This is a genomic window from Stappia indica (assembly GCF_009789575.1).
Taxonomy (GTDB): Bacteria; Pseudomonadota; Alphaproteobacteria; order Rhizobiales; family Stappiaceae; genus Stappia; species Stappia indica_A.
The window spans coordinates 2,010,034-2,036,156 of record NZ_CP046908.1; the positions used below are offsets into that span (position 1 = coordinate 2,010,034).

General features: G+C 68.1%; 22 protein-coding genes. 5 read left to right on the forward strand and 17 right to left on the reverse strand.

What is annotated here, in order from left to right:
• The first annotated feature begins 8 nt into the window (after positions 1-8).
• Positions 9-1,238 carry a mandelate racemase/muconate lactonizing enzyme family protein gene (locus tag GH266_RS09470; protein ID WP_158193689.1) on the forward strand — a complete coding sequence of 410 codons (1,230 nt, stop codon included), beginning with the start codon at positions 9-11 and terminating at the stop codon, positions 1,236-1,238.
• Here GH266_RS09470 and GH266_RS09475 read toward each other — a convergent pair whose 3' ends face one another.
• From GH266_RS09475 to GH266_RS09505, 7 genes are all read right to left on the reverse strand, one after another.
• A complete protein-coding gene (locus GH266_RS09475; RefSeq protein WP_158193690.1) occupies positions 1,239-2,525 on the reverse strand; it encodes an amidase family protein in 1,287 nt (428 codons plus the stop codon).
• A gap of 64 nt (positions 2,526-2,589) precedes the next feature.
• Entirely contained in the window at positions 2,590-3,267 is a 678-nt protein-coding gene (locus GH266_RS09480; RefSeq protein WP_158193691.1) for a DUF2848 domain-containing protein, read from the reverse strand.
• Between the two features lie 44 nt (positions 3,268-3,311).
• Positions 3,312-4,592 carry a TRAP transporter large permease gene (locus GH266_RS09485; RefSeq protein WP_158193692.1) on the reverse strand — a complete coding sequence of 427 codons (1,281 nt, stop codon included), beginning with the start codon at positions 4,590-4,592 and terminating at the stop codon, positions 3,312-3,314.
• Positions 4,589-5,137, reverse strand: coding sequence for a TRAP transporter small permease subunit (locus GH266_RS09490; protein ID WP_158193693.1), 549 nt, complete (start codon positions 5,135-5,137; stop codon positions 4,589-4,591). Before GH266_RS09490 ends, GH266_RS09485 begins: the two co-directional genes overlap by 4 nt.
• Positions 5,138-5,164: 27 nt before the next feature.
• On the reverse strand, positions 5,165-6,208 hold the full coding sequence (locus GH266_RS09495) for a TRAP transporter substrate-binding protein (protein ID WP_158193694.1): 1,044 nt from the start codon (positions 6,206-6,208) through the stop codon (positions 5,165-5,167).
• Positions 6,209-6,230: 22 nt separating this feature from the next.
• The gene (locus GH266_RS09500; protein WP_199270568.1) at positions 6,231-7,034 is read right to left on the reverse strand and encodes a putative hydro-lyase; all 804 of its coding nucleotides are present in this window, start codon (positions 7,032-7,034) and stop codon (positions 6,231-6,233) included.
• Between the two features lie 132 nt (positions 7,035-7,166).
• Positions 7,167-8,087 (reverse strand): LysR family transcriptional regulator, encoded by a 921-nt coding sequence (locus GH266_RS09505; RefSeq protein ID WP_158193696.1) that lies wholly within the window; start codon positions 8,085-8,087, stop codon positions 7,167-7,169.
• A 202-nt stretch (positions 8,088-8,289) separates the two neighbouring features.
• Here GH266_RS09505 and GH266_RS09510 point away from each other — a divergent pair, with 202 nt between their 5' ends.
• Entirely contained in the window at positions 8,290-8,919 is a 630-nt protein-coding gene (locus tag GH266_RS09510) for a LysE family translocator (RefSeq protein ID WP_158193697.1), read from the forward strand.
• A 36-nt stretch (positions 8,920-8,955) separates the two neighbouring features.
• Here the strand turns inward: GH266_RS09510 and htpG are convergent, their stop codons facing one another.
• From htpG to GH266_RS09525, 3 genes are all read right to left on the reverse strand, one after another.
• Positions 8,956-10,890 carry a molecular chaperone HtpG gene (htpG, locus tag GH266_RS09515; protein WP_158193698.1) on the reverse strand — a complete coding sequence of 645 codons (1,935 nt, stop codon included), beginning with the start codon at positions 10,888-10,890 and terminating at the stop codon, positions 8,956-8,958.
• 112 nt (positions 10,891-11,002) lie between these two features.
• On the reverse strand, positions 11,003-11,830 hold the full coding sequence (locus GH266_RS09520) for a glycerophosphodiester phosphodiesterase family protein (protein WP_158193699.1): 828 nt from the start codon (positions 11,828-11,830) through the stop codon (positions 11,003-11,005).
• A complete protein-coding gene (locus tag GH266_RS09525; RefSeq protein WP_158193700.1) occupies positions 11,827-12,873 on the reverse strand; it encodes a Gfo/Idh/MocA family oxidoreductase in 1,047 nt (348 codons plus the stop codon). The genes GH266_RS09520 and GH266_RS09525 overlap by 4 nt, the downstream gene beginning before the upstream one ends.
• A 207-nt stretch (positions 12,874-13,080) precedes the next feature.
• On the opposite strand from GH266_RS09525, the gene GH266_RS09530 reads away from it, so the two are divergent.
• The 3 genes from GH266_RS09530 to GH266_RS09540 all read left to right on the forward strand — a co-directional run bounded on the left by GH266_RS09530 (position 13,081) and on the right by GH266_RS09540 (position 18,078).
• On the forward strand, positions 13,081-15,243 hold the full coding sequence (locus tag GH266_RS09530) for a caspase family protein (protein ID WP_158193701.1): 2,163 nt from the start codon (positions 13,081-13,083) through the stop codon (positions 15,241-15,243).
• A 46-nt stretch (positions 15,244-15,289) separates the two neighbouring features.
• Positions 15,290-17,245: an adenylate/guanylate cyclase domain-containing protein gene (locus tag GH266_RS09535; RefSeq protein ID WP_244953822.1), complete on the forward strand. Its 1,956-nt coding sequence runs from the start codon at positions 15,290-15,292 to the stop codon at positions 17,243-17,245.
• 68 nt (positions 17,246-17,313) lie between these two features.
• Positions 17,314-18,078 (forward strand): hypothetical protein, encoded by a 765-nt coding sequence (locus GH266_RS09540; protein ID WP_158193703.1) that lies wholly within the window; start codon positions 17,314-17,316, stop codon positions 18,076-18,078.
• Between the two features lie 16 nt (positions 18,079-18,094).
• On the opposite strand, the gene GH266_RS09545 is transcribed toward GH266_RS09540, so the two are convergent.
• The 7 genes from GH266_RS09545 to ptsP all read right to left on the reverse strand — a co-directional run bounded on the left by GH266_RS09545 (position 18,095) and on the right by ptsP (position 26,122).
• The gene (locus tag GH266_RS09545) at positions 18,095-19,333 is read right to left on the reverse strand and encodes an MFS transporter (protein WP_158193704.1); all 1,239 of its coding nucleotides are present in this window, start codon (positions 19,331-19,333) and stop codon (positions 18,095-18,097) included.
• Positions 19,334-19,462: 129 nt separating this feature from the next.
• Positions 19,463-20,551, reverse strand: a complete 1,089-nt coding sequence (locus GH266_RS09550) for a metal-dependent hydrolase (RefSeq protein WP_158193705.1) — start codon at positions 20,549-20,551, stop codon at positions 19,463-19,465.
• 160 nt (positions 20,552-20,711) lie between these two features.
• Positions 20,712-21,884 carry a Gfo/Idh/MocA family protein gene (locus GH266_RS09555; RefSeq protein WP_158193706.1) on the reverse strand — a complete coding sequence of 391 codons (1,173 nt, stop codon included), beginning with the start codon at positions 21,882-21,884 and terminating at the stop codon, positions 20,712-20,714.
• Positions 21,885-21,923: 39 nt separating this feature from the next.
• The gene (locus GH266_RS09560) at positions 21,924-22,979 is read right to left on the reverse strand and encodes a sugar phosphate isomerase/epimerase family protein (protein WP_158193707.1); all 1,056 of its coding nucleotides are present in this window, start codon (positions 22,977-22,979) and stop codon (positions 21,924-21,926) included.
• Positions 22,980-23,058: 79 nt separating this feature from the next.
• A complete protein-coding gene (gene dhaK, locus GH266_RS09565) occupies positions 23,059-24,048 on the reverse strand; it encodes a dihydroxyacetone kinase subunit DhaK (protein WP_158193708.1) in 990 nt (329 codons plus the stop codon).
• A gap of 18 nt (positions 24,049-24,066) precedes the next feature.
• Positions 24,067-24,513 (reverse strand): hypothetical protein, encoded by a 447-nt coding sequence (locus GH266_RS09570; protein WP_158193709.1) that lies wholly within the window; start codon positions 24,511-24,513, stop codon positions 24,067-24,069.
• The gene (ptsP, locus tag GH266_RS09575) at positions 24,506-26,122 is read right to left on the reverse strand and encodes a phosphoenolpyruvate--protein phosphotransferase (protein ID WP_158193710.1); all 1,617 of its coding nucleotides are present in this window, start codon (positions 26,120-26,122) and stop codon (positions 24,506-24,508) included. The genes GH266_RS09570 and ptsP overlap by 8 nt, the downstream gene beginning before the upstream one ends.
• Between the last annotated feature and the right edge of the window lies 1 nt (position 26,123).

A 26,123-nucleotide genomic window follows, 5' to 3' on the forward strand; every position in this document is an offset into this window, starting at 1 on the left:
GACACGCGATGAAGCTTGCCGAACTCGAGACATTCGTGGTCGGCAATCCGCCGCCCGGCTTTGGCGGCCGCTATTTCGTCTTCGTCAAGCTCACCACGGCCTGCGGCATTGTCGGCTATGGCGAGATCTACGCGGCGAGCTTCGGCCCCGATGCGATGACGCACCTCGCCGAGGACGTGTTCGCCCGCTATCTGGAGGGTAGCGACCCCTTCGCCATCGAGGTCTTCTTCCGCAGGGCCTACGGCTCCGGCTTCACCCAGCGCCCGGATCCGACCATGTGCGGCGTCGTCAGCGGCCTCGAAATGGCTATGTGGGACATCGTCGGCAAGGCGCTCGGCAAGCCCGTCCATGCCCTGCTCGGCGGACGCGTGCACGAGCGGCTGCGCTCCTACACCTATCTCTACCCGAAGGCAGACGAGGACCACGCCGCCTTCTATGGCGATCCGGACTTGTCGGCCGAGCGGGCAGCCGAATATGTCGAGGAGGGCTTCACGGCAGTGAAGTTCGATCCGGCCGGCCCCTATTCCGTCCATGGCGGACGCCAGCCGGACCTGGACGACCTCGAGCGCAGCGAATTGTTCTGCCGCCGCATCCGCGAGGCCGTCGGCAACCGGGCGGATCTCCTGTTCGGGACCCATGGCCAGTTCACCGCGTCGGGCGCGCTGCGTCTTGCACGCCGGATCGAACCCTACGATCCGCTGTGGTTCGAGGAGCCGGTGCCGCCCGACATGCCGGAGGAGATGGCGAGGGTCGCGCGCGGAACGGCGATCCCGGTGGCGACCGGCGAGCGGCTTTGCACCAAATGGGAATTCGCCCGGCTGCTGTCGACGGGCGCCGCCTCGATCCTGCAGATGAATCTCGGCCGGGTCGGCGGGCTGCTGGAGGCCAAGAAGATCGCCGGAATGGCGGAGGCCTGGCATGCCCAGATAGCGCCGCACCTTTATTGCGGGCCCATCGTCGCCGCGGCGAACATCCAGCTCGCCGCCTGCTCGCCCAACTTCCTGATCCTGGAATCGATCCGCCGGTTCGACGGCTTCCATGCCGACATCCTGAAGGCGCCGCTGCGCTGGGAGAACGGCTATGTCACCGTGCCCGATGCGCCGGGCCTCGGCGTCGAACTCGACGAGGAGGTTGCCCGCGCACATCCCTACACAGGACGCGCGCTGCATCTGGACATGACCCAGCATCCGGTCGACCCCATCCGGGATCGCCGGTTTCCAAGGGACGGCGAAGCCTGATCAGCCGGCGCCGTTGAGGTCCCGGTCGAGCCTTGCACCGACGGACAGCACGTGCTCGTCATGGCCCTTGGCGCCGCCGATCATCAGCGCGCCGGGGCGGCCGCTGCCGGTACCGTGCGTCGGCATCGACATCGCGCAGGCATCGGCAAGGTTGAGCAACGAGGTGTTGCGCAGCATGGCCGCGTTGATGCGGTCGAAATCCGCCAGTGCCTCCGCGATGCTGGGCGGGCGGATCTGCAGCGTCGGGGCGACCATCGCATCGAAGCCCGACAGGGCCTCCGCCGTGCGCGCGATGACCTCGATGCGGGCAGCCCACGCCTCGGCCACTTCGTCGTCGCTCAGCGTCTCGCGGAACCGGATACGGGTCAGGACCCGCGGATCGCCGACGCTGACGAGCGTGTCGAGATGATCCTTGTAGAGCTCATGGGCCTCGGCGGAGACGAGAATCCTGTTGAGCGGCAACGCCTCGTGCAGAAAACCGAGATCGAGCGGCACGAGTTCGTGGCCTGCCTCGACGAGGCGCGCCTTGGCCGCCTCGAAATGACCGCGCGACCACTCGTCCAGCTCGTTGGTGAAGGCGTTCTCCGGCACCGCCAGACGGAGGCTGCCGGCCGGTGCCTCGACGCCCGGCGCATCGCCGCCGCTCACCACCTGATAGGCCGCCAGCATTGTGGCGAAATCGGTGGCCAGCGGACCGCAGGTATCGAAGGAGGCGGCCAGCGGATGCACACCGTCGAGCGGCACCTTGTCTTGGCTCGGCTTGTAGCCGTAGAGGCCGTTGATCGCCGAGGGAATGCGGATCGAGCCGCCGGTGTCGGTGCCGAGCGCGATGTCGCACAGGCCAAGGCCGACCGTTACGCCGCCGCCCGAGGTCGAGCCGCCGGGAATGCCGCCCTCCTCGAAGACGTTCGAGGGCGTGCCGTAATGCGGATTGATGCCGACGCCCGAATAGGCGAACTCGCTCATCGAGGTCCGGCCGAACGGCACGGCGCCCGCCGCCTTGATCCGCGCCACTACCGGGCAGTCCTCGGTTGCCGGCTCCCGGTCTTTCAAGAGGAGCGAGGCCGCCGTGGTGCGCTGGCCCGCCTCGTCATAGAGATCCTTCACCGACACGAGCATGCCGGCGAGCGGCAGCGGCCTGTCGGCGGCCGCGACAAGGGCCTCCGCTTCGGCCGCCGCCTGCAGGATGCGGGCGGGGGAGAACTCGGTGAAGATCGCCGATGCTGCGTCTCCCAGTGCCTCGACGCGTCTGATCGCGGCCCTGGCCTTCTCGACGATTTCACCCATTCACCTGTCTCCTCCTGTGCCGGCCGGCCCGTCCGCCGGCGGCAATCCTCCCGCGACCGTTGCCTCAGGCGACGATCGGCAGGACCGTGATCTCGTAGCTGTGACCGATGCTGCGGCCGAGCACCGGGTCGCGAAGTTCCATCCTGAACGCTGCCGCCGGCCGTACGCCGCCGATGGCACCGAGCGTTCCGCACAACATGGCGGCGCAGTCCCCCCGCGCGCAGGCGGCATCCAGCCCAGAGCCCTCGATCAGATCGGCGAGCGGGCGGATCGAGCCGACCTTGCCATCCTGATAGGGGATCCAGTCACCGGCCGCATCCTCCTTGATCCAGGAGCGCAGTTCAAGCGCGTCGAGATGGCCGGCGACCTCTTCGAACAGCCAGAGTTCGCTGGCCACCGGCTTGGCGCAGGCCTGCTTGGAGAGCGCCACGGAATGGGCTTCGAGGTCGCGGTCCGTATGGTCGGAAGCAAGACCGATATGAAGCACGCCGCCCATTGCCAGAAGGAAGGGCTCGACCTCGCCGGACGTGCCGCCGCCGACCACCTGGATGCGGCCTTCCTGGGTGAGGAGATCTGCGGCAGTGCGATAGTAGAGGGGCACGGTGGACGGGGGCGCGACGCCGATTTCGGCCAGTTCCTCGATGTGATGGCGGATCGCCTCGGGATCGCGTCCGGTCCAGCCGGCGACGGTCAGGTCGGCAACGTGGGCGAAAAGCGGCGCACCGTTAAGGGTGAACTCCATGGGAAGCTCCTTGAAAAGGGGAAAGGGCCTGCGCCTGCGCCGGATCAGAGCGATCCGGGCAGGAACAAGGCGATTTGCGGGAAGGCGATGAGAGCGGCGACCATGGCGAGCATGACCAGGACGTAAGGGATGCAGCCGAGCATCACCTCGCTCAGCGAGCCGGATTTGCGCGCGCCCTGCACCACGTAGAGATTGAGCCCGACGGGCGGCGTGATCAGCGCCATTTCCACCAGAACGATCATCATCACGCCGAACCAGACCTTGTCGTAGCCGAGCCCGACCATGATCGGCACGACGATGGGAATGGTCGCAACCATCAGCGACAACGTCTCGATGAAGAAGCCGAGCACGATATAGAGGACGATCACCACCAGAAGCGTGCCGAAGGGCGACAGGTTCAGGCTGTCGAAGAGACCCTGCAACTCGCGGCCAAGCCCGGCCGAGGCCAGCGTGAAGTTGAGGAAATAGGCACCGGCGATGATCAGCATGATCATCGCGGTGATGCGCACGGTGCCGAGCAGGCTTTCCCGCATCATGGGCAGGGAGACGCCGCCATTGACGGCAGCGATCAGCAGCGCCATCGCGACGCCGACGGCCGCCGACTCCGTCGGCGTTGCCCAGCCCGCGTAGATCGACCCGATCACCACGGTGAACAGGATGAAGATCGGCACCAGCTGGACGAGTGCCGCGAACCGCTCGCCCCAGCCGAAGCTGCGGCTCGGCCCGCCGAGCGAGGGCCAGATCTTGCACAGGACCGCCGTCACGATCATGAAGGCAACCGCCATCAGCAGGCCCGGCAGAAGACCGGCCAGGAACAGGCGCGGGATCGAGGTCTCGGTGAGGAAGCCGTAGACGATCAGGTTGATCGACGGAGGAATGAGGATACCGAGCGTGCCGCCGGCGGCGATCGCCCCGGAAAACAGCTTGGGGTCGTAGCCGAGCTTCTCCGCCTGGGGCATCGCCACGGTGGCAACCGTCGCCGCGGTCGCCACAGAGGAGCCCGAGGTCGCGGAGAACATGGTCGCCGTGCCGATATTGGCATGGACCAGCCCGCCCGGCAGCCAGGACACCCATTTGTCGAGCGAGCCGTAGGTTCTCTCGGCGATGCCGCCGCGCACCAGGATCTCTCCGAGCAGCACGAAGAAGGGAATGGCGATCAGCGTAGCGGAATCGGAGGCCGACCACACCACCTGGCCAAGGCCGCGGATCAGCGGAAAGACCGAGAAGAACTCGGAAATTCCGAAGCCGAGCAGGAACAGGACGATGCCGACCGGAATGGACAGCGAAAGCAGTCCGAGCAGGGCGATGGCGACGCTTCCGATCATTTGCCCTCCTCCGCTTCGCCGCGCGCGCCGATCATTGCATCGGCGCTCCGGAAATCGCCGCGCAGCACCGTCGCCAGCGCCAGCAGGACCAGAAGGCAGGAGGAGATGGCGAACCACACCCAGCCGGAGAACCAGACCGCCTGCGGGATCCACAGAGGCGTCTCCAGCGCCGTGTTGGCCCGCGAGCCCCTGACCAGGGTCTTCTCCAGCACCGGCCAGGCCTGATAGGCGATGATGCAGACCGTGCCCGCGGCAATGCTCATCGCGAAGATGTCGAGCCACGCCCGTCCGCGCGTCTGCAGCTTCTGGCGGACGAGATCGATGCGCACATGCGCAAGCTCGGTCAGTGCATAGGACAGGCCCCAGCTTGCAACCGCCGCCATCACGTAGCCGGAGATCTCGTCGGACCCGCCGAAGGAGCGGCCGAACTGTCTCAGCGTGATGTCGGCGATCACGAAGCCCGCCGTCGCCAGCACGACGATGCCGACCAGCAGGGCAAGCCAGGAATTCATGCGGCGGAGGGCCGCGGCAAGATTGTCCGTCATGTCGCGGCCCCCTCTTGGATCACGCTATCAGTTGACGGTAACGCCGGTGGTCTGGCCGACGCTGTCGTTCCAGCGCCTCACCCAGTCCGCGCCGGCGCGCTCTGCCCACTCCGGCAGAACGGTCTCGGTCAGGATCTTGCGTGCAGCGGCGACATCCGCCTCGCTCGCTTCGACCAGCTTCATGGAGGCCGGCTTGCCGGCCGGGCACTCGCCGTTGCCGGTCAGGCAGGCGGTGTCGGTGGCGACGGAGGCCGCCACGGAATCCCAGGCCGGCGTCTCGAACTTCTCCTTGATCTGGGTCTCGATCAAGGCGCGGGTCTCTTCCGGCAGGGCGTTCCAGCGGTCGAGGTTGACGGCGGTAACCACCGAGTCCCAGCCGCCGAGCGGCAGGTTCATCAAGGTGTCGGTGACTTCCCACCAGCCGGCGCTGTAGCCCGAACCCGAACCGGTGACGGCGCAGTCGATGACGCTGCGCTCCAGCGCGCCGGGCACTTCCGAGAAGGCAACGTTGACGCCCTCGGCGCCCAGCGCCTCGAGGAACTTCGTCGTCATGCGGCCGGAGCCGCGGATCTTCTTGCCCTTCAGATCGGCGAGCGAGGAGACATCGCCCTTGCAGAACACGACCTGCGGCGGATACGGCGCGATCGCCAGCACCTTGGCATTGAAGCGCTGCTCGTAGATGTCCTCGACCATCGGCCGTGCGGCCGCGACCATGGCGCGGGCCTCGTCGGCGGTCGTGGCGATCAGCGGCACATCAAGGCCTTCCAGCTCCGGGGCATCGCCGACCGCGTAGTCGGCAACGGTCATGCCGATGTCGAACACGCCGTCGCCCAGCATGCGGAACACGTCGCCGCCCTGGATGCCCATCTGGTTGTGGGTGGTCATCTGCACCTCGATACCGCCGTTCGACGCGGCCGGCAGGGTCTCCGTCCAGAACGGAGCCTCGAACTTCTGGTGCAGGGGAAGGTTGGACCAGCTGCCGACAACGGACAGCGTTTCCGCCGAAGCGGGGGCGAATGCGGTAAACGACAGGGCCGTGGCCGCGAGCAGGCTGGAGGCAATGCGCTTCATGTGGGACTCCTCTGGTTTTCGTTCACTTCGAAGCGGGCCAGACGCCGCCGAGCGTGAATTCGGCAGCATCGGCAGAGAGATCGGTCACCAACATGTGGCCGGGCTCATGGGTGATGGCGATCTCCGGGCGGGCCTGGCGGATCGCCATCTGCGGGGTCACGCCGCAGGCCCAGAACACCGGGATTGCACCGGGAGCAAGCTCCGGAACTTCGCCGAAATCAGGTTTCATCAGGTCGGCGATGCCGATGCCGGCCGGATCGCCGATATGCACCGGCGCACCATGCGCCAGCCGGTAGCGGTCGGACAGCAGTACCGCCTGGATCGCGTCGGAAGGATGGAAGGAGCGCATCGACACCACCAGCGGTCCGCCGAACGGGCCGCTCGGCGCCGCCTGCAGGTTGGTGATGTACATCGGCACGTTCTTGCCGCCCTCGAAATGCGGCAGCGGAATGCCGGCCCGCACGATCGCCGCCTCGAAGGAGAACGAGCAGCCGAGCACGAAGGAAACGAGGTCGTCGCGCCACACGTCCGAGAGGTTCGGCACCGGGGTATAGCCCTCCTCGCCGGCACGGAACACTCGATATCCGGACACGTCGGTGCGGATATCGAGATCGGCCCCCAGCGAGGGAATGCCCGGATTGCCGGGCTCGGACATGCCGATCAGCGGACAGGGCTTGGGATTGAGCGTGCAGAAGCGCAGGAAGTCGCCGGCAAGCGCGGCCGGCAGGATCGCAAGGTTCCCTTGCAGGCATCCCTGGCCGTAGCCGGCGGTCGGGCCGCGGAACCGACCCTGTCTGATGCTGACGCGAAGTTCGGCGGGAGACAGACCACGGAAGGCATCCGATCCGGATGCGGTGCGGTCAAGGGCGACAGATGCAGGCACGCTGGCAACCTCCTCACGTTACCTCGTGAGGATTGCCAGTCGTTATGATCTTGTCAAGTTATCGATATAAGATTTTTATGATCTTCTTTCAAGATCATTTTGATCACATGCACGCGCGACGGCCGCAACCTCTTCTCCCACCTCCCGATTCCGGTCCGGCATATAGGCGACGACGAACCGCAACGCGCTGAGCCGGGCCTCTTCCACGACCTTCAACGGCCGGATCCGCGAGCGAAAAAGATCGGCCTCGGCAATACGCACCGGCAGCACGCCGATGCCGAACCCGTCGGCAACAAGATGCAGGACCGTCGACAGGCTGGCCGATCCGTGCAGGTCGGGCGGCGGCAGGTCCGGCGCGGCAAGCAGCCCCTCGAGCTCCCGAAACGGCGGCGTGCCCTTGGGAAAGGAGACGATGGTCTGCCGGGCCAGGTCGGTCAGCGTCAGCGGCTCGCCCGCCTCCGCATCCGCGCCTTCCTTGTCGGAGGCAGCCCCGTACCAGCCGAGCGGCTGGCGCTGCAGCGGCACCACGGCCGCCCCGCTCGGAACGCTCTCGCGCAGCATGATGGCGACATCCAGCCCGTCGTCGGCCAGCGCCAGGCCGAGTTCTCGCGAGGTATCGACCGACAGTTCGAAGCGAACCCGCTGATGGGCGCTTTTCAGCTGGTTGAGCAATTCGCTCAAGATCGTATGGACGATGGTCTCGGCAACGCCGATGCGGATCGTGCCGCTCAGCCCGCCGGGCCGCGTGATCTCCTGAATCAATCGGTCCCGCGCTGCGCTCAGCCGCTGCGCCTCCTCCAGGAAGCGGCGCCCGACCGGCGTCAGGCGGACCTGGCGGCGGCCACGGTCGAACAGTTGGATGCCGAGGCGCTTTTCCAGCGCCAGGACCCGGTTCGAGATCGCCGACTGCGAGAGCCCGTATTTCGCCGCAGCGGCGCGAAACCCGCCCGCCCGGACGATATCCTGGAGGATTTCCACGTCCTTCAGCTCGAACACGTCAGTTCCTCCCTCGGCCGCGTCCAACGCGCGGACGGCGCATCCTCGTGGAACGCCGGAGCGGATTCAAGCGCCGCGCAGATCGCCCTCGCCGGCCGAACCTCCCGGCCTTGCGCTGGCAATGCCGGCTCGGAATGAATATCGTGCCGCAACCTGCCCGCCGCACCCGAACACCGGGCGCCCCACCGCGAGATCGGCACTCATGACATCCGACCAGCTCGTCGCCTTCGCCACCTTCGCCTTCGTCGCCTCGGTGACGCCAGGCCCCAACAACGTGCTGCTGACGGCCATCGGCGGTTCTGCCGGCTTTCGCAAAGGCATGCCGACCCTGTGGGGCATCGTCTTCGGCTTCGCCGCGATGATCTTCGCCCTTGCCGTCGGCCTCGGCGGCACGGTCTTCACCCTGCCTCATGTGATGGACGCGATCCGCATCGTCGGCCTCGTCGTGCTCCTGTGGCTCGCCTGGAAGATCGGCTCGGCCCCGGTCGGCAGGTCGGAGGGCACGACGGCGACAGAGGGCAAGCCGGTGGAGCGGCGCGGCAGCTTCGTCGGCGCCGCCCTGTTCCAGTGGGTCAACCCCAAGGCCTGGCTGATCGCCGCCGGCGCCATCGGCACCTACATGCATCCCGGCAGCGGCAGCGTGCTGCAGCAGGCCGGCATTCTCGCCGGCGTCTTCATCCTTGCCGCTGCCCTCGGCTGCCTGCCCTGGCTCGCATTCGGCGCGGCCGTCGGCGAGCTTCTCAAGCAGCCGCGCGCGGCTCGCCTCTTCAATATCGCGATGGCGGTGCTGCTCGTCGCCTCGATGATCCCGGTCGTTCTCGACGCCGGGTGATCCGGGGAGGCGAGACCGCCTCCCCGTCACCTCGGATCAGAGCCCGCGCCCCATCGCCGTGGACAGCCGGCGCGCGAAGGCGACCGGATCCGCCGGTACCTCGCCGTCAAGGATCAGCGCCTGGTCGAGCAGCAGCCAGGCGGTATCTGCAAGCTTGCCCTTGTCGCCGCTGCCGGCCAGCGCCGAGGAAAGACGCGACAGCAGTTCGTGCGAAGGGTTGAACTCCAGCACCGGCGCAAGGCGCGCACGCCCGTCGCCCTGCCGCGACATCAGCTTCTCGAACTGCCGGTCGGGCCCATGCTCGGGGGCGACGAGGCAGACCGGGCTTTCGGCGAGCCGCGAGGAACTGCGCACCTCCGATACCCGCTCGCCGAGCGTCTCCTTCAGGAACGCGGTGACCAGTCCGATATCGGTATCGCCGGCCTCGGCCTTCTTGTCGGCATCGGACTTCGCCTCGCTGACAGGGATGCTATCGAGCTCCGCTGCCCCTTGTGTGATCGAGCGGAACGGCTTGCCCTCGAAGCCTTCCACCATCTGCACCCAGAACGCATCGACCGGATCGGAGAGGTACAGCACCTCGACGCCGCGGGCACGGAAGCCCTCCAGATGCGGGCTGGCGGCAATCGCCTCCTGGCTCGCGCCGGTCGCGTAATAGATCTGGGTCTGGTTTTCCTTCAGGTCCGCCACATAGTCGGACAGCGAACGCCAGCTCTGCCCGTTGTCGCGGCTGCTGCGGAAACGGGCGAGGCCGAGGAGCTTTTCCTTGCGCTCGAAGTCCTCGTAGATCCCTTCCTTCAGCACCGGGCCGAAGGTCTCCCAGACCTTCTCATAGGCAGCGGCATCGCTTTCCGACAGTTTCTGCAGGTCCCCGAGCAGCCGGTTGGTCACGCCCTTGCGGATCGCATCCAGCACCGGATTGTGCTGCAGCATCTCGCGCGACAAGTTTAGCGGCAGGTCGGAGGAATCGATGACGCCGCGCACGAAGCGCAGCCACGCCGGCAAGAGGTCGACGTCGTCGGCGATGAACACCCGGCGGACATAGAGCTTCACCCGTCCCTTGCGGTCGGGGTCGAACAGGTCGAACGGCTTCATCGACGGCACGAACAGCAGCACGGAATATTCGTGCCGCCCTTCCGCCCGGTAGTGGACGGTCATCGCCGGCTCGTCGAACTGTCCCGACACATGGCCGTAGAACTCGCGATACTCCTCCTCGCCGATCTCGGACTTCGAACGCGTCCACAGCGCGGTGCCGTCGGCAAGGCGGCGCGGCTCGCTCTCCTCACCGTCCTCCGCTGGCGGCACGGCCAGCGTGATCGGCACCGGCACATGCGCGGAGTAGGCGCGCACGATCCGCTCGATGGTGGCAGGCCGCGCATAGGAGGCGGCATCGTCCTTGAGATGCAGGATCACGCGGGTTCCGCGCGCGGGCACGTCCGCATCGTCCCCGGCCGGCTCCACCGTGAAGGCGCCGAGCCCATCCGAGCTCCACTGCCAGGCCTCGCTGCTGCCCGCGGCCCGGCTCACCACGTCCACCTTCTCCGCCACCATGAAGGCGGAATAGAAGCCGACGCCGAACTGGCCGATCAGCGCCGTCCCGTCCTTGCCCTCGCCCAGCCGGTCCATGAACGCCTTGGTGCCGGAGCGGGCAATGGTGCCGAGATTGTCGATCAGCTCCTGCCGGGTCATGCCCGAACCGTTGTCGGACACCACCAGCCTGCGGCCCGCTTCGTCCGCCTCAAGGCGAATGCCGAACTCCGGATCCTCGCCCAGAAGCGCAGGATCGGTGAGAGCGGCATGCCGCAATCGCTCGCACGCATCGGCCGCGTTGGAAATCAGCTCGCGAAGGAAGATGTCCTTGTTGGAGTAGACCGAGTGCACCATGAGATGGAGCAACCGCGCGACCTCCGCCTGGAAGGCGTGGCTCTGCGGCGCCTCGGTGCCTGCCCCTGTCGTGTTCGGCTCGCTACTCATTGGTTCTGACTGCCCCGTACGCTCGTAAATGTCTGAGGGTGAAACGCCGTCGCGCCGGACCGGACCGGCAGATGCTAAGGCGGCTGAGATATCGGCTTGCGATGCGGCGAAATCAAGCACCCTGGCCGCCGGCGGGGCCCGCCGCAGGACCGGACGGCGAAGATCCGGGCCACACGCCTTCCTCCTGCGCCACGCGCTTGAGCAGCGACGGCCGGTCGGTGACGATGCCGTTGACGCCCATCCGGATCAGCCGGCGCATCTCCTCTTCCTCGTCGATGGTCCACACATGCACGGCAATGCCCCTGGCGTTGCAGTGTCGCACGAAACCGGAGGTGGCGAGCGGGACGCCGTATTGCGAAAGCGGGATCTGCGCGCAGGCGACGTCGGGCGCGGGCACCGGCATGCCCCAGGCGCCGAAGCGCAGGGCGGTCACCGCGCGCGGCCCGCTGCTGAGGCAGACCCTGTCGCCGAAACGGGCGCGGACCGCACGCAGCCTCGTATCGGAAAACGAGGCGATGCAGACCCGTTCCAGGCACGCCATGCGCTCCAGCAGGTCGAGCGTAGGCTGCAGCGCCTGGTCGGTCTTGATGTCGATGTTGAAGCGCATCTCCGGAAAGCTTTCCAGCGCTTCGGCAAGGGTCAGCAGCGGCTCGCCGCCCTGCATGCGCACGCCGGCCAGATCCGACATGACCAGCGAGGAGACGACGCCCTGCCCGTCCGTCGTGCGCTCCAGCGTATCGTCGTGAAAGACGACCACCCGCTCGTCGCGCGAGGCCTGCACATCGATCTCGATATAGCGGTAGCCGAGTTCGGCCGCGGCGGAAAACGCCTGCCGGCTGTTCTCCGGGTTCTCCAGCCCGCCGCCGCGATGGGCGAGCGCGTGGAACCCCGGCTCTGCCAGATAGGGATGCACGAACCCCTTCGACCGCGCCGCGCTCATGCCCAGCGCCCGTCGGGATCGAGCGCGATCCGCCGTCCCAGCCGGGCAGAGGCATGCGCCGCCTCGATGAGGCCGATCACCTGCGCCGCCGAGGCCATGGTCACCGGGACCTCGCCTCCGGTCTCGATGGCCTGCCGCATGCGCTCGTAGAAGGTCAGCCAGCGCCCGCGCTCGCAGGGAACCGCGCGGCGGCTTCCGTCCGGGGCAACGATCTCGCCCTGCTGCACCTCCGGCTCGACGCCGAACTGCGGATCGAAAGGCGTCACGCCGGCCTTCAGCTGATCTTCCTGCACGTCGAGCCCCTGCTTGCGGAACGTGCCAAGGATCCCTTCGATGCGGAACCGGTCGCGCGGCGCGGCAGCAATCAGCGAAACGCCGAGCGACAGCCGCATTCGGCCCAGCCCCATCAGCAGCTCGAACCCGTCATCCGTCACGCCGCCCTGCCGCTGGGTGAAGACATCCGCCTGGAGCCAGTCCGGCATGCCGACCAGTTGCAGCGCCTGGTCGACGAGGTGGGAGCCGAGATCGTAGAGATTTCCGGAGGCCGGCGCCGGCCGGTCGCGCCAGCGGTCCGCCACCTGCGGCCGGAACCGGTCCCACACGAGACGCAGCGCCGCCACCTCGCCCAGCTCGCCGCTCTCCAGCAGGCGCCGTGCGGTCAGGAAATCGCTGTCCCAGCGGCGGTTGTGATAGACGGCGAGCTTGAGGCCCTTCTCGCCCGCAAGCGCCGCCAGCTGCTCCGCCTCGGCGCGGGTCGGCGTCGCCGGCTTGTCGACGACCACATGGCGGCCTGCCTCGAGCGCGGCGCGCACCTGCGGGACATGCAGCACGTTCGGGGTCACGATGACGACGAGGTCGATGTCGGACCGCGCCAGCAGTGCGCCAAGATCGGGAACAACGGCCGCTTGCGGGAAGTCTGCCTCGACCTCCTCACCTCGCGAAGTCGCCACCGCGGCGACCTCCATGCCGGCAGCGGCAACGAGCGGTGCGTGCAGATACCGCCCCGCCGCTCCATACCCAGAAAAGCCGACCCGCAGGCCCATGTCGCTCCACTCCCGTCTCGCCTCGCGCCGGGATCTTGGGAAAAAGCACCGCCAAGGGCAACCCGCCAGCCGGTTTTTGCCGTGCTGATTGACCTCGATGTCGGATTGGGCTGCAATCGCAGAACGGTGAAGGACAGGCACTATCGGCTGGACGGGCAGCGCGCCCGCGGCTAGTTCACACCGTCCGACCGCAGAAGGAACCTGTTCATGCGCCTCCTGCAGGGCATCGCCCTCATCGCATGTCTCGGCATCGCGCAGATGCTCGGCGCTGCGTCCGCCCTTGCCGCGGAGCGGCTGGCTCTGGTCATCGGCAATGGCGGCTATTCCGGCGCTGCCATGACGCCGCTGAAGAACCCGGTCAACGACGCGGCGCTGATCGCCGATACGCTGCGCCAGGCCGGCTTTGCGGTCGAGACGGTGCTCGACGCGGACCTGCGGACCATGAAAGGGGCGGTCCGAGACTTCACCAGGCGCCTTGGGGAGGCCGGCGAGGGCTCGATCGCAGCCGTCTATTATTCCGGTCACGGCTTCCAGGCCGGAGGGCGCAACTATCTTGCTCCCATCGGCGCGGACCTGCAGGACGAGGTGGATGCGGAATTCGAGGCCCTTGCCGTGGACTGGGTGCTGTCCGCGGTCGAGGACGCGCACAAGGGCGCCAACATCGTCATTCTCGACGCCTGCCGGAACACCGCGCTCAGCCGCTCCGTCGGCGCCGGCGGGCTCGCCCTGCTGAACAGCACGCCGCGCGGCAGCTTCATTTCCTTCGCCACCGCCCCCGGCAGCACGGCAGCCGATGGCGCCGGTCTTAACAGTCCCTACACCTCGGCCATCGCCGCCGAACTGCTGACGCCCGGCCGCAGCATCGAAGCCGTTTTCAAGGCGGTCCGCCTGCGTGTGGTGGAAGCGACCGGCGGCGACCAGGTGCCCTGGGATCACTCCTCGTTGACCTCGGAGATCGTCTTCGTGCCCGATGCGGCGGCCGGTGGGCCCGCAGCGATCGCGAGCGCGGCACCTGGCTCCGACGTCCAGCTCGAGCTGCAGCTGTGGAACGACGTGAAGGACAGCGGCTCGGCCGACCAGATCCGCAGCTATCTCGACCGTTTCCCGAACGGCGCCTTTGCCACGCTCGCGAAAACCCGCCTGGAGGAGGCCGAGACCGGCAGCGGAGACGACAGGATCGGGCAACTCTTCGCCCAGCTCGCCAGCCGCTCGCTGATCGTCGACACCCCGACCCAGCCGCACGAATTCTACTCGAACGCCCGTCTCAAGGAGATCCGCGGCGACTATCCCGGTGCGCGGCAGGACTACCTCAAATATTTCGCCTTCGGCATGCCGCAGGTCGACCCGCATCTGCGCTTCCAGTCGGTGCTGCGGGTGCAGGAAGGACGGGCCGGCGCGCTGGAGATCTACCGCTCCCTGTCGCAGGGACGGAACGATCCCACCACGCTGTTCGCCGAAATCCTGCTGGAGGAGCGCGACGAGCGCGTCCGCCGGCTCGGTGCGTTCCTGGACGCCTATCCGGACTTCTCGCCGGCGCTCTATGCCCTGTCCCAGGACTACAGCCAGACGCGGCTCGGCCAGCAGTCGGCGACCGACAAGGCGCGCGAGCGCGATCTCCTCGACCGCTTCATGGCCGCCGTCGAGGACGGCCGCTTCCTTGGCTACTATCTCGACCAGCAGATGGCCGCCGAGCAGGTCGAGGACGCCAGGACCCGCCTTGCTGCCCTCTCCTTCATCAACCCGGCGGCGCTCGCCAACCCGGTACGCCTCAACGCCATGCGCTCCAACCAGGGCTGGATGCTGACCCTCGCGATCGCCGACCGGACACGGGAGATCTTCGTGAAACTGCCGGGCGGCGAACCGCGCTCGACCGGCTTCGTCAATGGTGCGGTCGATCCCTCGACCGGCGCACCGATCCCCTATCCGGCCTTCGAGCTTCCCGGAAATGCCGGCGATACCGCCATCGAGGTGAGCTATCTCGACATCCATGGCGAGATGCAGGGCCCGTTCTCCGTCAGCTTCACGCCGGGCGATGCGCTCGTCTCGGGCCAGAAGGACATCCTCGAGCGGCTGAGCACCGGATGGCTCGCCTTCCGCGACTGGGACGGCCGCAAGCTGCTCTATTTCACCCACCTGATCAGCTATCGCTGCGCGATCCAGGAAGTCCGCTACGCCCTCGACAGCGACACCCCGAACCAGGTTTTCGATACCGGTCCTTGCGATCCGGACAACCCGCACGCCATCCCGGCGTCCGGGCCCGGCTCCACCGTCCATGTCGACATTCCCGCCGCCACCTCCTTCGTCTCGGTGGAGCTGTTCTATCGCGACGGCACTCGGTCCGGCGTCAAGCGCTTCGACGCCGGCCAATGATGCAAGTGCCCGACCGCAGGCCAGATCACGGGAGACGCAAGTGACGATGCGGCCCGAACGTCGGGGCGGATGGCAGCTGGAGGTCGCGGCCGTCGTCCTTGCCTCGCTGCTCGCCCTGCTCGCGGCCTCGCGGCTCGACCCGCTTGCCGGAGACATCGCCGTTTCCTTCGCACCCTCGCCGCCGAGCGAAACCCTGTCCCAGATCGTCGTCGCCGTGGTGACGGAAGACACGCTCGCCACCTTCCCCTATCGCTCGCCCATCGACCGGGAGTTCCTTGCAAGCCTCGTCAGACGCCTTGACGAGGCGGGAGCTGCCGCTGTCGGCATCGACATCCTGCTCGACCAGCCAAGCCTGCCGCACAAGGACAAGGCGCTGTTCTCCGCCATCGACGACGCCTCCCTTCCCGTCGTGCTCGCCTATGCCACCGCAGCCGACGGGCTGACCGATCGGCAGGCCGCGTTCGCCGCAAAGAATGTCGCCAGCCGCAGGCACGGGCTGATCGCCCTGCCGCGCGACGAGATCGACGGCGTCGTCCGCCACCTGCCGCGAGAGCGGTCCGAACACGGCGAGACCACACGCACTTTCACGCAGGCTCTGGCGGAGGCAGCCGCAGCGAACCGCGACAGCGCGAACGGGACGCGATCCCGCATCCTCTACGGCAATGGCGCGCAGGCACCGGAGAACGGCGCGCCCGGTCCCTTCGCGCTCTATCCCGCACATCTCGTACCGCTGCTCCCGGACGCGTGGTTCGCCGGCAAGATCGTCCTTGTCGGCACGGACCTGCCGACCATCGACCGGCACCCAACGCCGATGGTCGCTGGCCGGGGCAGCGCCGCCGGTACCATTCCCGGCGTCGTCATTCACGCGCATATCCTTGCCCAGCGCCTTGCCGGGCTCTCGCTGCCCGCCTCGCCGCCCTGGCTGCGGATCGCGGCGACCCTGGCGCTTGCCGGCCTTGCCGCGCTGGCGCTTTCGCTGCCCTTCCCTCCGCGCCGGCTGGTCCTGCTGCTGGCCCTCGGCCTTGCCGCCTATGCGGGCCTGGCCGCCTGGCTTGTCGCCAGCGGCACATGGCTGCCGCCGCTGGTCGCCCCGCCCCTTGCCGCGCTTGCCACCGCCGGCCTGCTCGCCTGGCGGCGATGGCAGACGGAGCGCTCGGAGCGGGCGTTCCTGCGCCTTGCCTTCTCCCGCTATGTCAGTCCCCCGGTGGTGGAGCGCATTGCCAGCGGGCGGCTGGCGCTGGAACTCGGCGGCGAGAAGCGCAAGGTCACCTACCTCTTTACGGATCTGGAAGGCTTCACCAGCCTATCGGAGCAGCTCGAACCCTCCGCCCTGACCGACATCCTCAACCCCTATCTCGACGAGATGTGCCGGCTGATGACCGAGCACGGGGCAACCATCGACAAGATCATCGGCGATGCCGTCGTCGGCTTTTTCGGTGCACCCGACGACGATCCGGAGCAGGAGGCTCATGCTGTCGCCCTTGCCCTTGCTCTCGACGATTTCGCGCAAGGTTACCGGCTCAAGGTCGCCGCTCGCGGCATCCATCTCGGCGCGACCCGGATCGGCCTGCACACAGGGGAGGCGGTGATCGGCAATTTCGGCGGCAGCCGCTTCTTCGATTACACCGGCATCGGCGACACGGTGAACACGGCCGCGCGGCTGGAAGGCGCCAACCGGTTCCTCGGCACCCGCATCCTGATGAGCGAGACCGTGGCCGCCCGCTGCCCGGCAAGCGACTGCCGACCGGCGGCCGATCTCGTTCTCAAGGGGCGCAGCGCTCCCCTGCCCTGTTTCGAGCCTCTTGCGGCCCGCCAGCGGGACCCGGCATGGCGCTCCGCCTATCGCAAGGCCTTCGCGGCGATGCGCGCCGGCGATGCCAATGCCGCGAGCCTTTTCGAGGCCTCATTGCAGCTACGGCCCGACGATCCGCTGGCGCTGCTGCATCTTCGCCGCTTGCAGGCCGGCGAGAGCGGGGCCACACTGGTTCTCGAGGGCAAGTGAGGCAGACGAGGACATCTTCGCGCTCGCAAGAAGACTGCCAGCGCGAAGGCTGCCAGCGTGAAGGCTGGATGAACACGAGACCCGGGACCACCATGCGCCAGACCGCCCTTTGCCTCGGACTTGGCCTGCTCGTCAGCCTCGGCCCGGCCGCAGCGCTCGCCGACTATGTCGTCATCGCCGCCAGCGGCGTATCCGGCAGCTATTCCGCCGGAACCGAGATCGCCGACGACCGGCAGATCGACCTGCCCCAGGGCGCAAGGCTGACCCTGATCGAGCGCAGCGGCCGCATGGTCACGCTTGAGGGGCTGTTTTCCGGCACGGTTCCCGCGCCGGGCGAGAGCGGCGAAAGCGAAGCCCCCTCCACCGGATGGGATGCCCTCAAACGGCTGGTCGGTTCGGCCGAAGCCAGTTCCACAGTGCTCGGCGCGGCGCGCGCCAGCGCCGGCGACATCCCCCCGCCTCCGGGCGTCTGGGACCTCAGCACCGACAGCTCGGGTCCCCGCTGCGTCCGCAAGGGCGAGCTGACCCTGTGGCGCAAGCAGGCGGACGAGGGTCAGACCGTCTCGGCCAGAAGTGCCGCCGGCCGTCACGACGGCATCGTCTGGAAGGAGGGCGAGAACCGCCTCACCCTGCCCGATGACATGGCCATGGAGGACGGCCGCATGGTCGTCTCCATTGCCGGTGAGCTTCGGGATTTCGAGCTTTCGGTGATGCCGCAGACGCTTGCCGGCGCGCCTGCGGGACAGTTGCTTGCCTGGCTGGCGGAGCAGGACTGCCGCCGGCAGGCGCTCGCGCTGATCGCGCGCCTGCATGCAGGCGAGACGGTAGACTGAGCCGGCAAGCACCGGTTCAGGCCGTTGCCGCCAGCCGGCGCGGACGCCCGCTCTTCAGCAGGATCAGCACGATCACCGCGATGTTGAGCATGTTCCAGGCGATGCCGTTGAGGAACGCCGCCTGGTAGGACGCTGTCAGGTCGTAGATCCAGCCCGACATCCAGCCGCCCAGCGCCATGCCGACGATGGTGGCGGTGATCACCGCGCCCACCCGGCGCCCGGCCTCGCGAGCGGGCAGGTATTCGCGCACGACGATGGCATAGCTGGAGACGATGCCGCCCTGCGACAGGCCGAAGATCAGAGACACCATGTAGAGCGAGGCAAGCCCGTCATAGGGAATGTAGAGGAACAGCGCGAGGCACTGCAGCACGGCGCCGATCAGCAATGTCCGCAAGCCGCCGATCTTGTCGGCCAGCACGCCGGAGATCAGCCGGCTTGCAATGCCTCCGGCCAGCATCAGGGACAGCATCTCCGCCCCGCGCGCCACCCCGTAGCCGAGGTCGACGCAATAGGCGACGATATGCACCTGCGGCATCGACATGGCGACGCAGCAGCCGAGCCCGGCAAGGATCAGCAGGAACTGCAGGGCACCGGGCGACAGCGGCGTCGTGCGCACCGGCGGCGGCGGCTCGACATGCCGGCCGCCAGTTACCATGTGCGGCGCCGGGCGCCGCAGCAGGAAGGCCATCGGCACCAGCACGGCGAGGCAGACGCAACCTGCGAGAATATAGGCGCCGCGCCAACCGTAGTCGGACATCGCCGCCTGCAGCACCAGCGGCCATATCGCTCCGGCGAAATAGTTGCCCGAAGCGGTCGCGGCCACGGCCAGTCCTCGGCGCTTGGCGAACCAGTGAGAGACATCCGCCAGCAGCGGACCGAAGGTCGCCGCCGAGCCGAAGCCGATCATGGCGCCTTGCAGCACGGTGAAGATCCAGATCGAGCTCGCCTGCGAGGCCAGCAGGAACCCCGAGCCCAGCAGCACGGATGCCAGCGCCAGAGGCACCATCACGCCGAGGCGGTCGACGAAGCGGCCGATGAAGAGATTGCCGAGCGCGAAGCCGATCATCGTCGCCGTGTAGGGCAGCGAGGCGTCCGCCCGGTCGACGCCGAACTCGCGCTCCACCGCCGGCAGCACCACCACCACGGACCACATGCCCGCCCCGCCGATGGTGGCGAGAAACATGGAAAGTCCCAGCCGGGCCCAGGCATAGCTGCTGTCGACACCGCCCGTGTCGTGGGTCTGGCTTCCCTGCATGGCGTGAGCGTCCTCCCGGTTGCCCGCATGTCTCCCGCATGCAGGCTTTTTCAACCGGTTACTACCCTATGACGGGCCTTTCAACGCCAATCGGCTGCAACATCAGGCTGACGTAGCGGCGCAAGACCCTTAGCAGGTGCCGGCTTGGCGAGGCCCGGCAGCCGTGTCCGCCGCGAGCGCCGCCTCGGCCGCCTGCGCCTCGGCCGGGCGCAGGAAGGGGCGGCCCCAAAGCCGCGCCAGCAGCCAGTCGCCATCGCCCTCGCTGGAGCGCCGGTGCGACATGTCCCGCTCGGGCACGATGGGCGCGTATCCGGCTTCGCCGCGCTCGGCGACCGCGAAGCGGAAGACATAGGCCGGCGTCAGGCCCATGCGCAGGTCGGAGACCACAAGCCGGTTCCCCAGCTCCTCGACGCGCAGATAGCCGCGGCTGAACCAGTCGAGCTTGGCAAAGGCGGGATTGGCCGCAAGGCACTCGGCGAACCTGCCGCCCCGGTCGTGGGTGTAGATCGTCGGAGGGCCGTCCGCATCGAGCAGCGACAGGTAGAGATTGTGGTAGCGCTCGTCCTCCATGCCTATCACCTTCCACACCACCGTGTTGAAGGGGGCGGCGATGGCGAAGACCCGGTCCGGCACGATCCCGGCTTCCGCGAAGATGCGACTGGCACGCGCCTCCATATGCGCCTGCAGCCCGACCGTCAGCGCCATATAGGCCGTGCTGAGAGCGAGCGCGGCGGCATTCGCCCGCCCAAGGCGCGGCGACCACTCGCGCCGGGCCAGCGCCCAGATCACGACGGCAAGCAGCGGCAACGTGTAGAGCGGATCGATGATGAAGACCGAGCCGACGCCGACCGGATCGGGAAAGATCGGCCAGAACAGCCGCGTCCCGTAGACCGTCATGGCATCGATCAAGGCATGGGTGGCAAAGCAGAGATAGACCGTCAGCCAGACGCGCAGGTGCTGCTCGCGCAACGAGCGGAACAACCGCACCAGCACCTCGCCGAAGACCGGCGCCGCCAGCGCCTGGATGAACAGCGAATGCGTCGCTCCGCGATGCAGCACGAAACTGTCGACCGGATCGGCAAAGGGCAGCAGGACATCGAGATCCGGCAACGTGCCGAGCACCCCGCCGACCAGGGCCGCCCGGCGCGGACCGAGGGTCTTGCCGAGGCAGGCGGTCGAAACGGCTGCACCGAGCACAAACTGGGTGAGAGAATCCATGGGCGGGTCTTGTCCAAGACAGGCACGCGAGCGGCACGGCGGAGGCGATCTCCACCGCGCCGCTCGCGTGGCATTCGGAAGCGTTGCGTTGCGCCCTCACATAGGGCCGGCGCGCACCGCCTGCCAGTGCGAATGACGGCCCGGCAGGGCGAGGCCAGTCTTACAGCGAAATCCACCGGCCGTTCGCGCGCGAGGACCGCACGCAGGCATCGATGAAGGCCATGCCGGCCATGCCGTCCGAAATGCCCGGATAGAGCACCTCCGGCCCCGCCGTCTTGCCGGCACGTGCGGCGCGGATCGCGTGCGCGGCTTCCTGGTAGATCGTCGCAAACCCCTCCAGATAGCCTTCCGGGTGACCGGCCGGCACGCGGGTAACCCGGCCGGCCGCTGCACCGGCTCCCGCCCCGCCGCGGGTGATCAGCCGCTTGGGCTCCCCGAAGGGCGTGAACCACAGGTGGTTGGGCTGCTCCTGCTCCCACTCCAGCCCGCCCTTCTCGCCATACACGCGAAGGCGCAGGCCGTTCTCGTTGCCGGGCGCCACCTGGCTTGCCCACAGCATGCCGCGCGCACCGCCCCGGAAGCGCAGCATCACCTGGACGTTGTCGTCGAGACGCCGCCCCTCCACGAAGGTGGTGAGCTCGGCGGACAGTTCCGCAAGCTCGAGACCGGAGACGAAACAGGCGAGATTGTAGGCATGGGTACCGATGTCGCCGACGCAGCCGCCGGCCCCCGAACGCTGCGGATCGGTGCGCCAGTCCGCCTGCTTTTGCCCGCTCGCCTCCAGCCGCTCCGTCAGCCAGTCCTGCGGATACTCCGCCTGCACCACACGGATCGTGCCGAGCTCGCCTGCGGCGATCATCTCGCGCGCCTGCCGGATCATCGGATAGCCGGTATAGTTGTGGGTCAGCACGAATAGGGCACCGGAGGTCTCGGCAAGCGCCGCCAGCTTCTTCGCATCAGCCATCGTGGACGTCAGCGGCTTGTCACAGATCACGTGGATGCCGCGCTTCAGGAATTCGCGCGCGGCCGGGTAGTGCATGTGGTTCGGCGTGACGATGGCGACCGCCTCGATACCGTCCTTCAGCCGCGCCTCGCGCTTGGCCATCTCCGCGAACGAACCGTAGCTGCGGTCGGGCGCAAGGCCGAGCGCAGCAGCCGATGCCTTCGCCCGTTCCGGGTCGGACGACAGCGCGCCCGCCACCAGCGCGAACTGGCCGTCGAGCCGCGCCGCCATGCGGTGGACGCCGCCGATAAAGGCGCCCTCGCCGCCGCCCACCATGCCAAGGCGGATCGCTCCTCCGCCCCGCGTTTCCTGTCCTGCTTCGATCGCCATCGCTGCCTTCCTCCCGTTGCTGGCGCTCTCGTGGTGCCGTCAGTCGATCCCCAGCATGCGCCGGTTCGCCGCCTCGTCCGCTCCGCCGGCCGCGAAGTCGTCGAACGCCTTTTCCGTCACCCGGATGATGTGGCCGGAGATGAAAGGCGCGCCTTCCGCGGCGCCGTCCTCGGGATGCTTCAGGCAGCATTCCCACTCCAGCACAGCCCAGGAATCGTAGTCGTAGGCCGCAAGCTTGGAGAAAATGCCCGCGAAATCGACCTGTCCGTCGCCGAGCGAGCGGAACCGCGCGGCGCGGTTCCCCCAGGACTGGTAGCCGGAATAGACGCCCTGCCGGCCATCCGGATTGAACTCGGCATCCTTGACGTGAAACGCCTTGATCCGCTCGTGGTAGATGTCGATGAAGGCGAGATAATCGAGCTGCTGCAGCACGAAATGAGAAGGGTCGTAGTTGATGCAGCAGCGCGGGTGGTCGCCGACCGCCTCCAGGAACATCTCGAAGGTCGCCCCATCGAAAATGTCCTCGCCCGGATGGATCTCGTAGCAAAGATCGACACCGGCCTCGTCATAGGCATCCAGGATCGGGCACCAGCGGCGGGCCAGTTCGGCGAAGGCAGTCTCGACCAGCCCCGCCGGGCGCTGCGGCCACGGATAGACGTAGGGCCAGGCCAGCGCACCGGGAAAGGACACGCTGGCGCCGAGGCCGAGCCGGCGAGAAGCTTTCGCCGCCTTGCGCATCTGGTCGGTCGCCCATTCCTGCCGCGCCTGCGGATTGCCGCGCACATGCGGCGCGGCGAAGCCGTCGAAGGCCGCGTCATAGGCCGGGTTCACCGCGACCAGCTGGCCCTGCAGATGGGTGGAGAGCTCGGTGATCTCGACACCCGCCTCTCGGCAGATGCCCGCCACCTCGTCGCAATAGTCCTGACTGTCCGCCGCCCTGTCGAGATCGAACAGCCGTCCGTCCCAGGTCGGTATCTGCACGCCCTTGTAGCCGAGCGAGGCGGCCCAGCCGGCAATCTCGCCCAGGGAGTTGAAGGGCGCCGTGTCACCGGCGAACTGCGCCAGGAAAATCCCCGGCCCTTTCATCGTTTTCATTGGCTTGTCTCCTCCCGTTTCGCAGCCTTGCTGCCTGTCGTCTTGCCCGCCCGAAACCCGCTCCCGCGGCTCTTGCGCCTCACATCCCCCAGCGCAAGGCAGCCGTGTGGACCGGCGCATCCCAGAGCGCCTTCAGCTCCTCGTCCAGCACCGTGACCGTCAGCGAGCATCCCGCCATGTCCAGCGAGGTCACGTAATTGCCGACCAGCGAACGGGCGATGGACAGGCTTGCGGCCTCCAACTTGTCCGCCGCGGCATCGTACATGACGTAGAGCTCCATCGCCGGCGTCGCGCCGAAGCCGTTGACGAAGAGCAGCACCTCGCCACCCGCCGCATCGCCGAGATCCTTGAGGATAGCACCCATCATCTCGGCGGCGATGTCGTCGGCGCTGGCCAGCTTGACGCGGCGGCGCCCCGGTTCCCCGTGGATGCCGACGCCCATCTCCATCTCGTCCTCGCCGATCTCGAACATCGGCTTGCCGGCGGCCGGGACCGTGCAGCTGGTCAGCGCCACGCCCATGGACCGAGTGCGGGCGTTGACCTTGTCGCCCAAGGCCTTCAGCGCTGCGAGATCGCGCCCCTCCTCGGCCGCGGCCCCGACGATCTTCTCCACCACCAGCGTGCCGGCGACCCCGCGCCGGCCCGTGGTGTAGAGCGAGTCCTCCACCGCGACATCGTCGTTGGTGAGGACCGTCGCCACCTCGCCGGAAGCCATCTCGGCCGCCATCTCGAAGTTCATGACGTCGCCCTCGTAGTTCTTGACTATGAAGAGCACGCCGCCGCCGGTATCCACCGCCTCGACCGCCGCCAGCATCTGGTCGGGCGTCGGCGAGGTGAACACCTGGCCCGGGCAGGCCGCATCCAGCATGCCATGGCCGACCAGCCCGCCATGCAGCGGCTCGTGACCGGACCCGCCGCCGGAGACCAGCGCCACCTTGCCGGCTTTAACGTCCTTGCGGCGGACGAATTTCAGCTCTTCGCCGGCAACGAGAATGTCGCCATGCGCCCGGCAGAACCCGTTGAGGCTGTCGGTAAGCACGGTGTCGACGGAATTGATCAGCTTCTTCATCGCTTCCTCCCGAAAGGCTTATTGGGTCGCGGCCTCGTCGCCATCCTCCTCCAGCAGGTCAGCAAGGTCGCGAATGACATTGTCGAGCAGGACGTCCAGCCGCCGGTTGCGTTCCGGGTCGCCGAGATCGGGCAGCAGCAGCGTGCGCGCCCTCAGCTTCGGGCCTCGGTCGACCAGCGACTGGCGCCGCGGATGGGCCACCGCGTAGGCCTCCAGGAAGGCCTCGCGCTCGCGCGGCGAGAAGTGGCAGACTTCCAGGATCGGCTCGATATGGGCCGCCGGGATCGGCGTCGAATAGGCCGGGTTGGTGATCTGCGAGACGAAGCTCCGGTTCTTGCCCAGCACGGCCGCGATCCGCTGCCGCGTCCCGGAGGGGCGCTTGTCCAGCACCTTCTGCAGCACCGCCTTGTAGACGGCGACCAGTTGCGCGCTCTCGGGCGCCGGGGTCTCGGGCGGTCTAGCCATCGTCGCCAAGCCGCATTCCGGCAATCGCCGCCTTGACCCTTGCAAGGGCCGCCGGTGCCACTGAAACCCGCCGCAGCCCGCAGGCGAGCAGCTTCGGCAGAACGGCAAGGTCGCTGCCCGCATCGCCGCACAGGCTGACCGGAAGGCCAGCTGCCGCACCCCCGCGCAAGGTGGAGGCGACGAGCGCCAGCACCGCCGGATCGTCGGCCCGTCCGAGCGTCGCCACGTCCGGCGAATCCCGGCCCGCCGCCAGCACGTATTGCGTCAGATCATTGGAACCGATGGAGAAGAATGCCGCAGCCGTAAACCGCTCGGGCGTCACCGCAACGGCCGGCACCTCGACCATGATGCCGAGCGGCGGACGCACCGCCTCGTGCCCCTCGGAACGAAGCTCTGCGACGCACCCGTCCAGCAGCCGCGCCGCCTCAGCGATCTCCTCCGGTACGGAGACCATCGGCAGCATCACCTGGAGAGTGCCGTGGCAGCCCGCGCGCGCCAACGCCCGTAACTGTACGCGGAACACGTCCGGCCGCCGCAGGGAGAGCCGGATCCCCCGGCAGCCGAGGAACGGGTTTCTCTCCTCGATGGTGAGGCCGGGAACGGGCTTGTCGCCGCCGGCGTCCAGCGTGCGGATGGTGACGCTGCGCCCGCCCGCCCACTCCAGCACCTTGCGATAGGCGCGGTACTGGCTGTCCTCGTCCGGCAGCCCATCGGGGCCGTGAAAGAGGAACTCGGTGCGCATCAGGCCGATGCCATCGCAATGGGCCGGATCGAGCGCGTCGACCTCTTCCGGCGCCGCGACATTGATCATCACCGAGATCGACACACCGCAGGCGGTCGCCGCCGGACGGTTGAGATAGCTCTTCGCCACCTCCGCCTCGCGTGCCAGTGCTTCCGCCCGCTCGGCATGCTGCCCGCGCGCCGCCTCGTCCGGGTTGAAGCAGACGCGGCCGCTGTCGCCGTCGACCAGCGCGTCCTGGAGATCGCTTGTGTCGAACGCTCCGAGCCCGGTCACCATCGGCACGCCGCGCGCCCGCGCCAGCATCGCCACATGGCTGGAGGGGCTGCCTTCCGCCAGCGCGATGCCACCACCGGCGGACCAGTCCGTCTCCAGGAAACGCGTCGGCGTCAGGTCTTTGCCGACGAGCACGGCTCCTGCGGCGGAAGCCGCGCCCTCCTCGCCCGACAGCGCCCTCAGCACCCGCTCGCGGATATCGGCAAGGTCGGCGGAGCGGGCGCGGAAATACTCGTCGTCCGAGGCGCGATAATCGGCAATCGCGGCATCGAGAGCCCCGGCAAAGGCTGCAGCTGCCGAGGCCCCGCCGGCAATCGCCGCGCGCGCCGGCGCGGTCAGTTCCTCGTCTTCCAGCATCGCCAGCTGGAACTCCAGCATCTCCGCCGCGTCCGGCTCCACCGTCTCCATCAGGGCGGCAATCTGCGCGGAGGCGGCATCCAGCGCCGCCGCGAGGTTTGCGGCTTCCGCGTCCGGATCGCCTGCCGTGCGCGTCCCCGCCACGACCTTGTCGACCACCACGACAGGACCGGCCGCGAGGCCGGGCGAGGCCGCCCTGCCGACAAGCTCTGGTCCCGGTGCTGGCGCTCCTGTCATG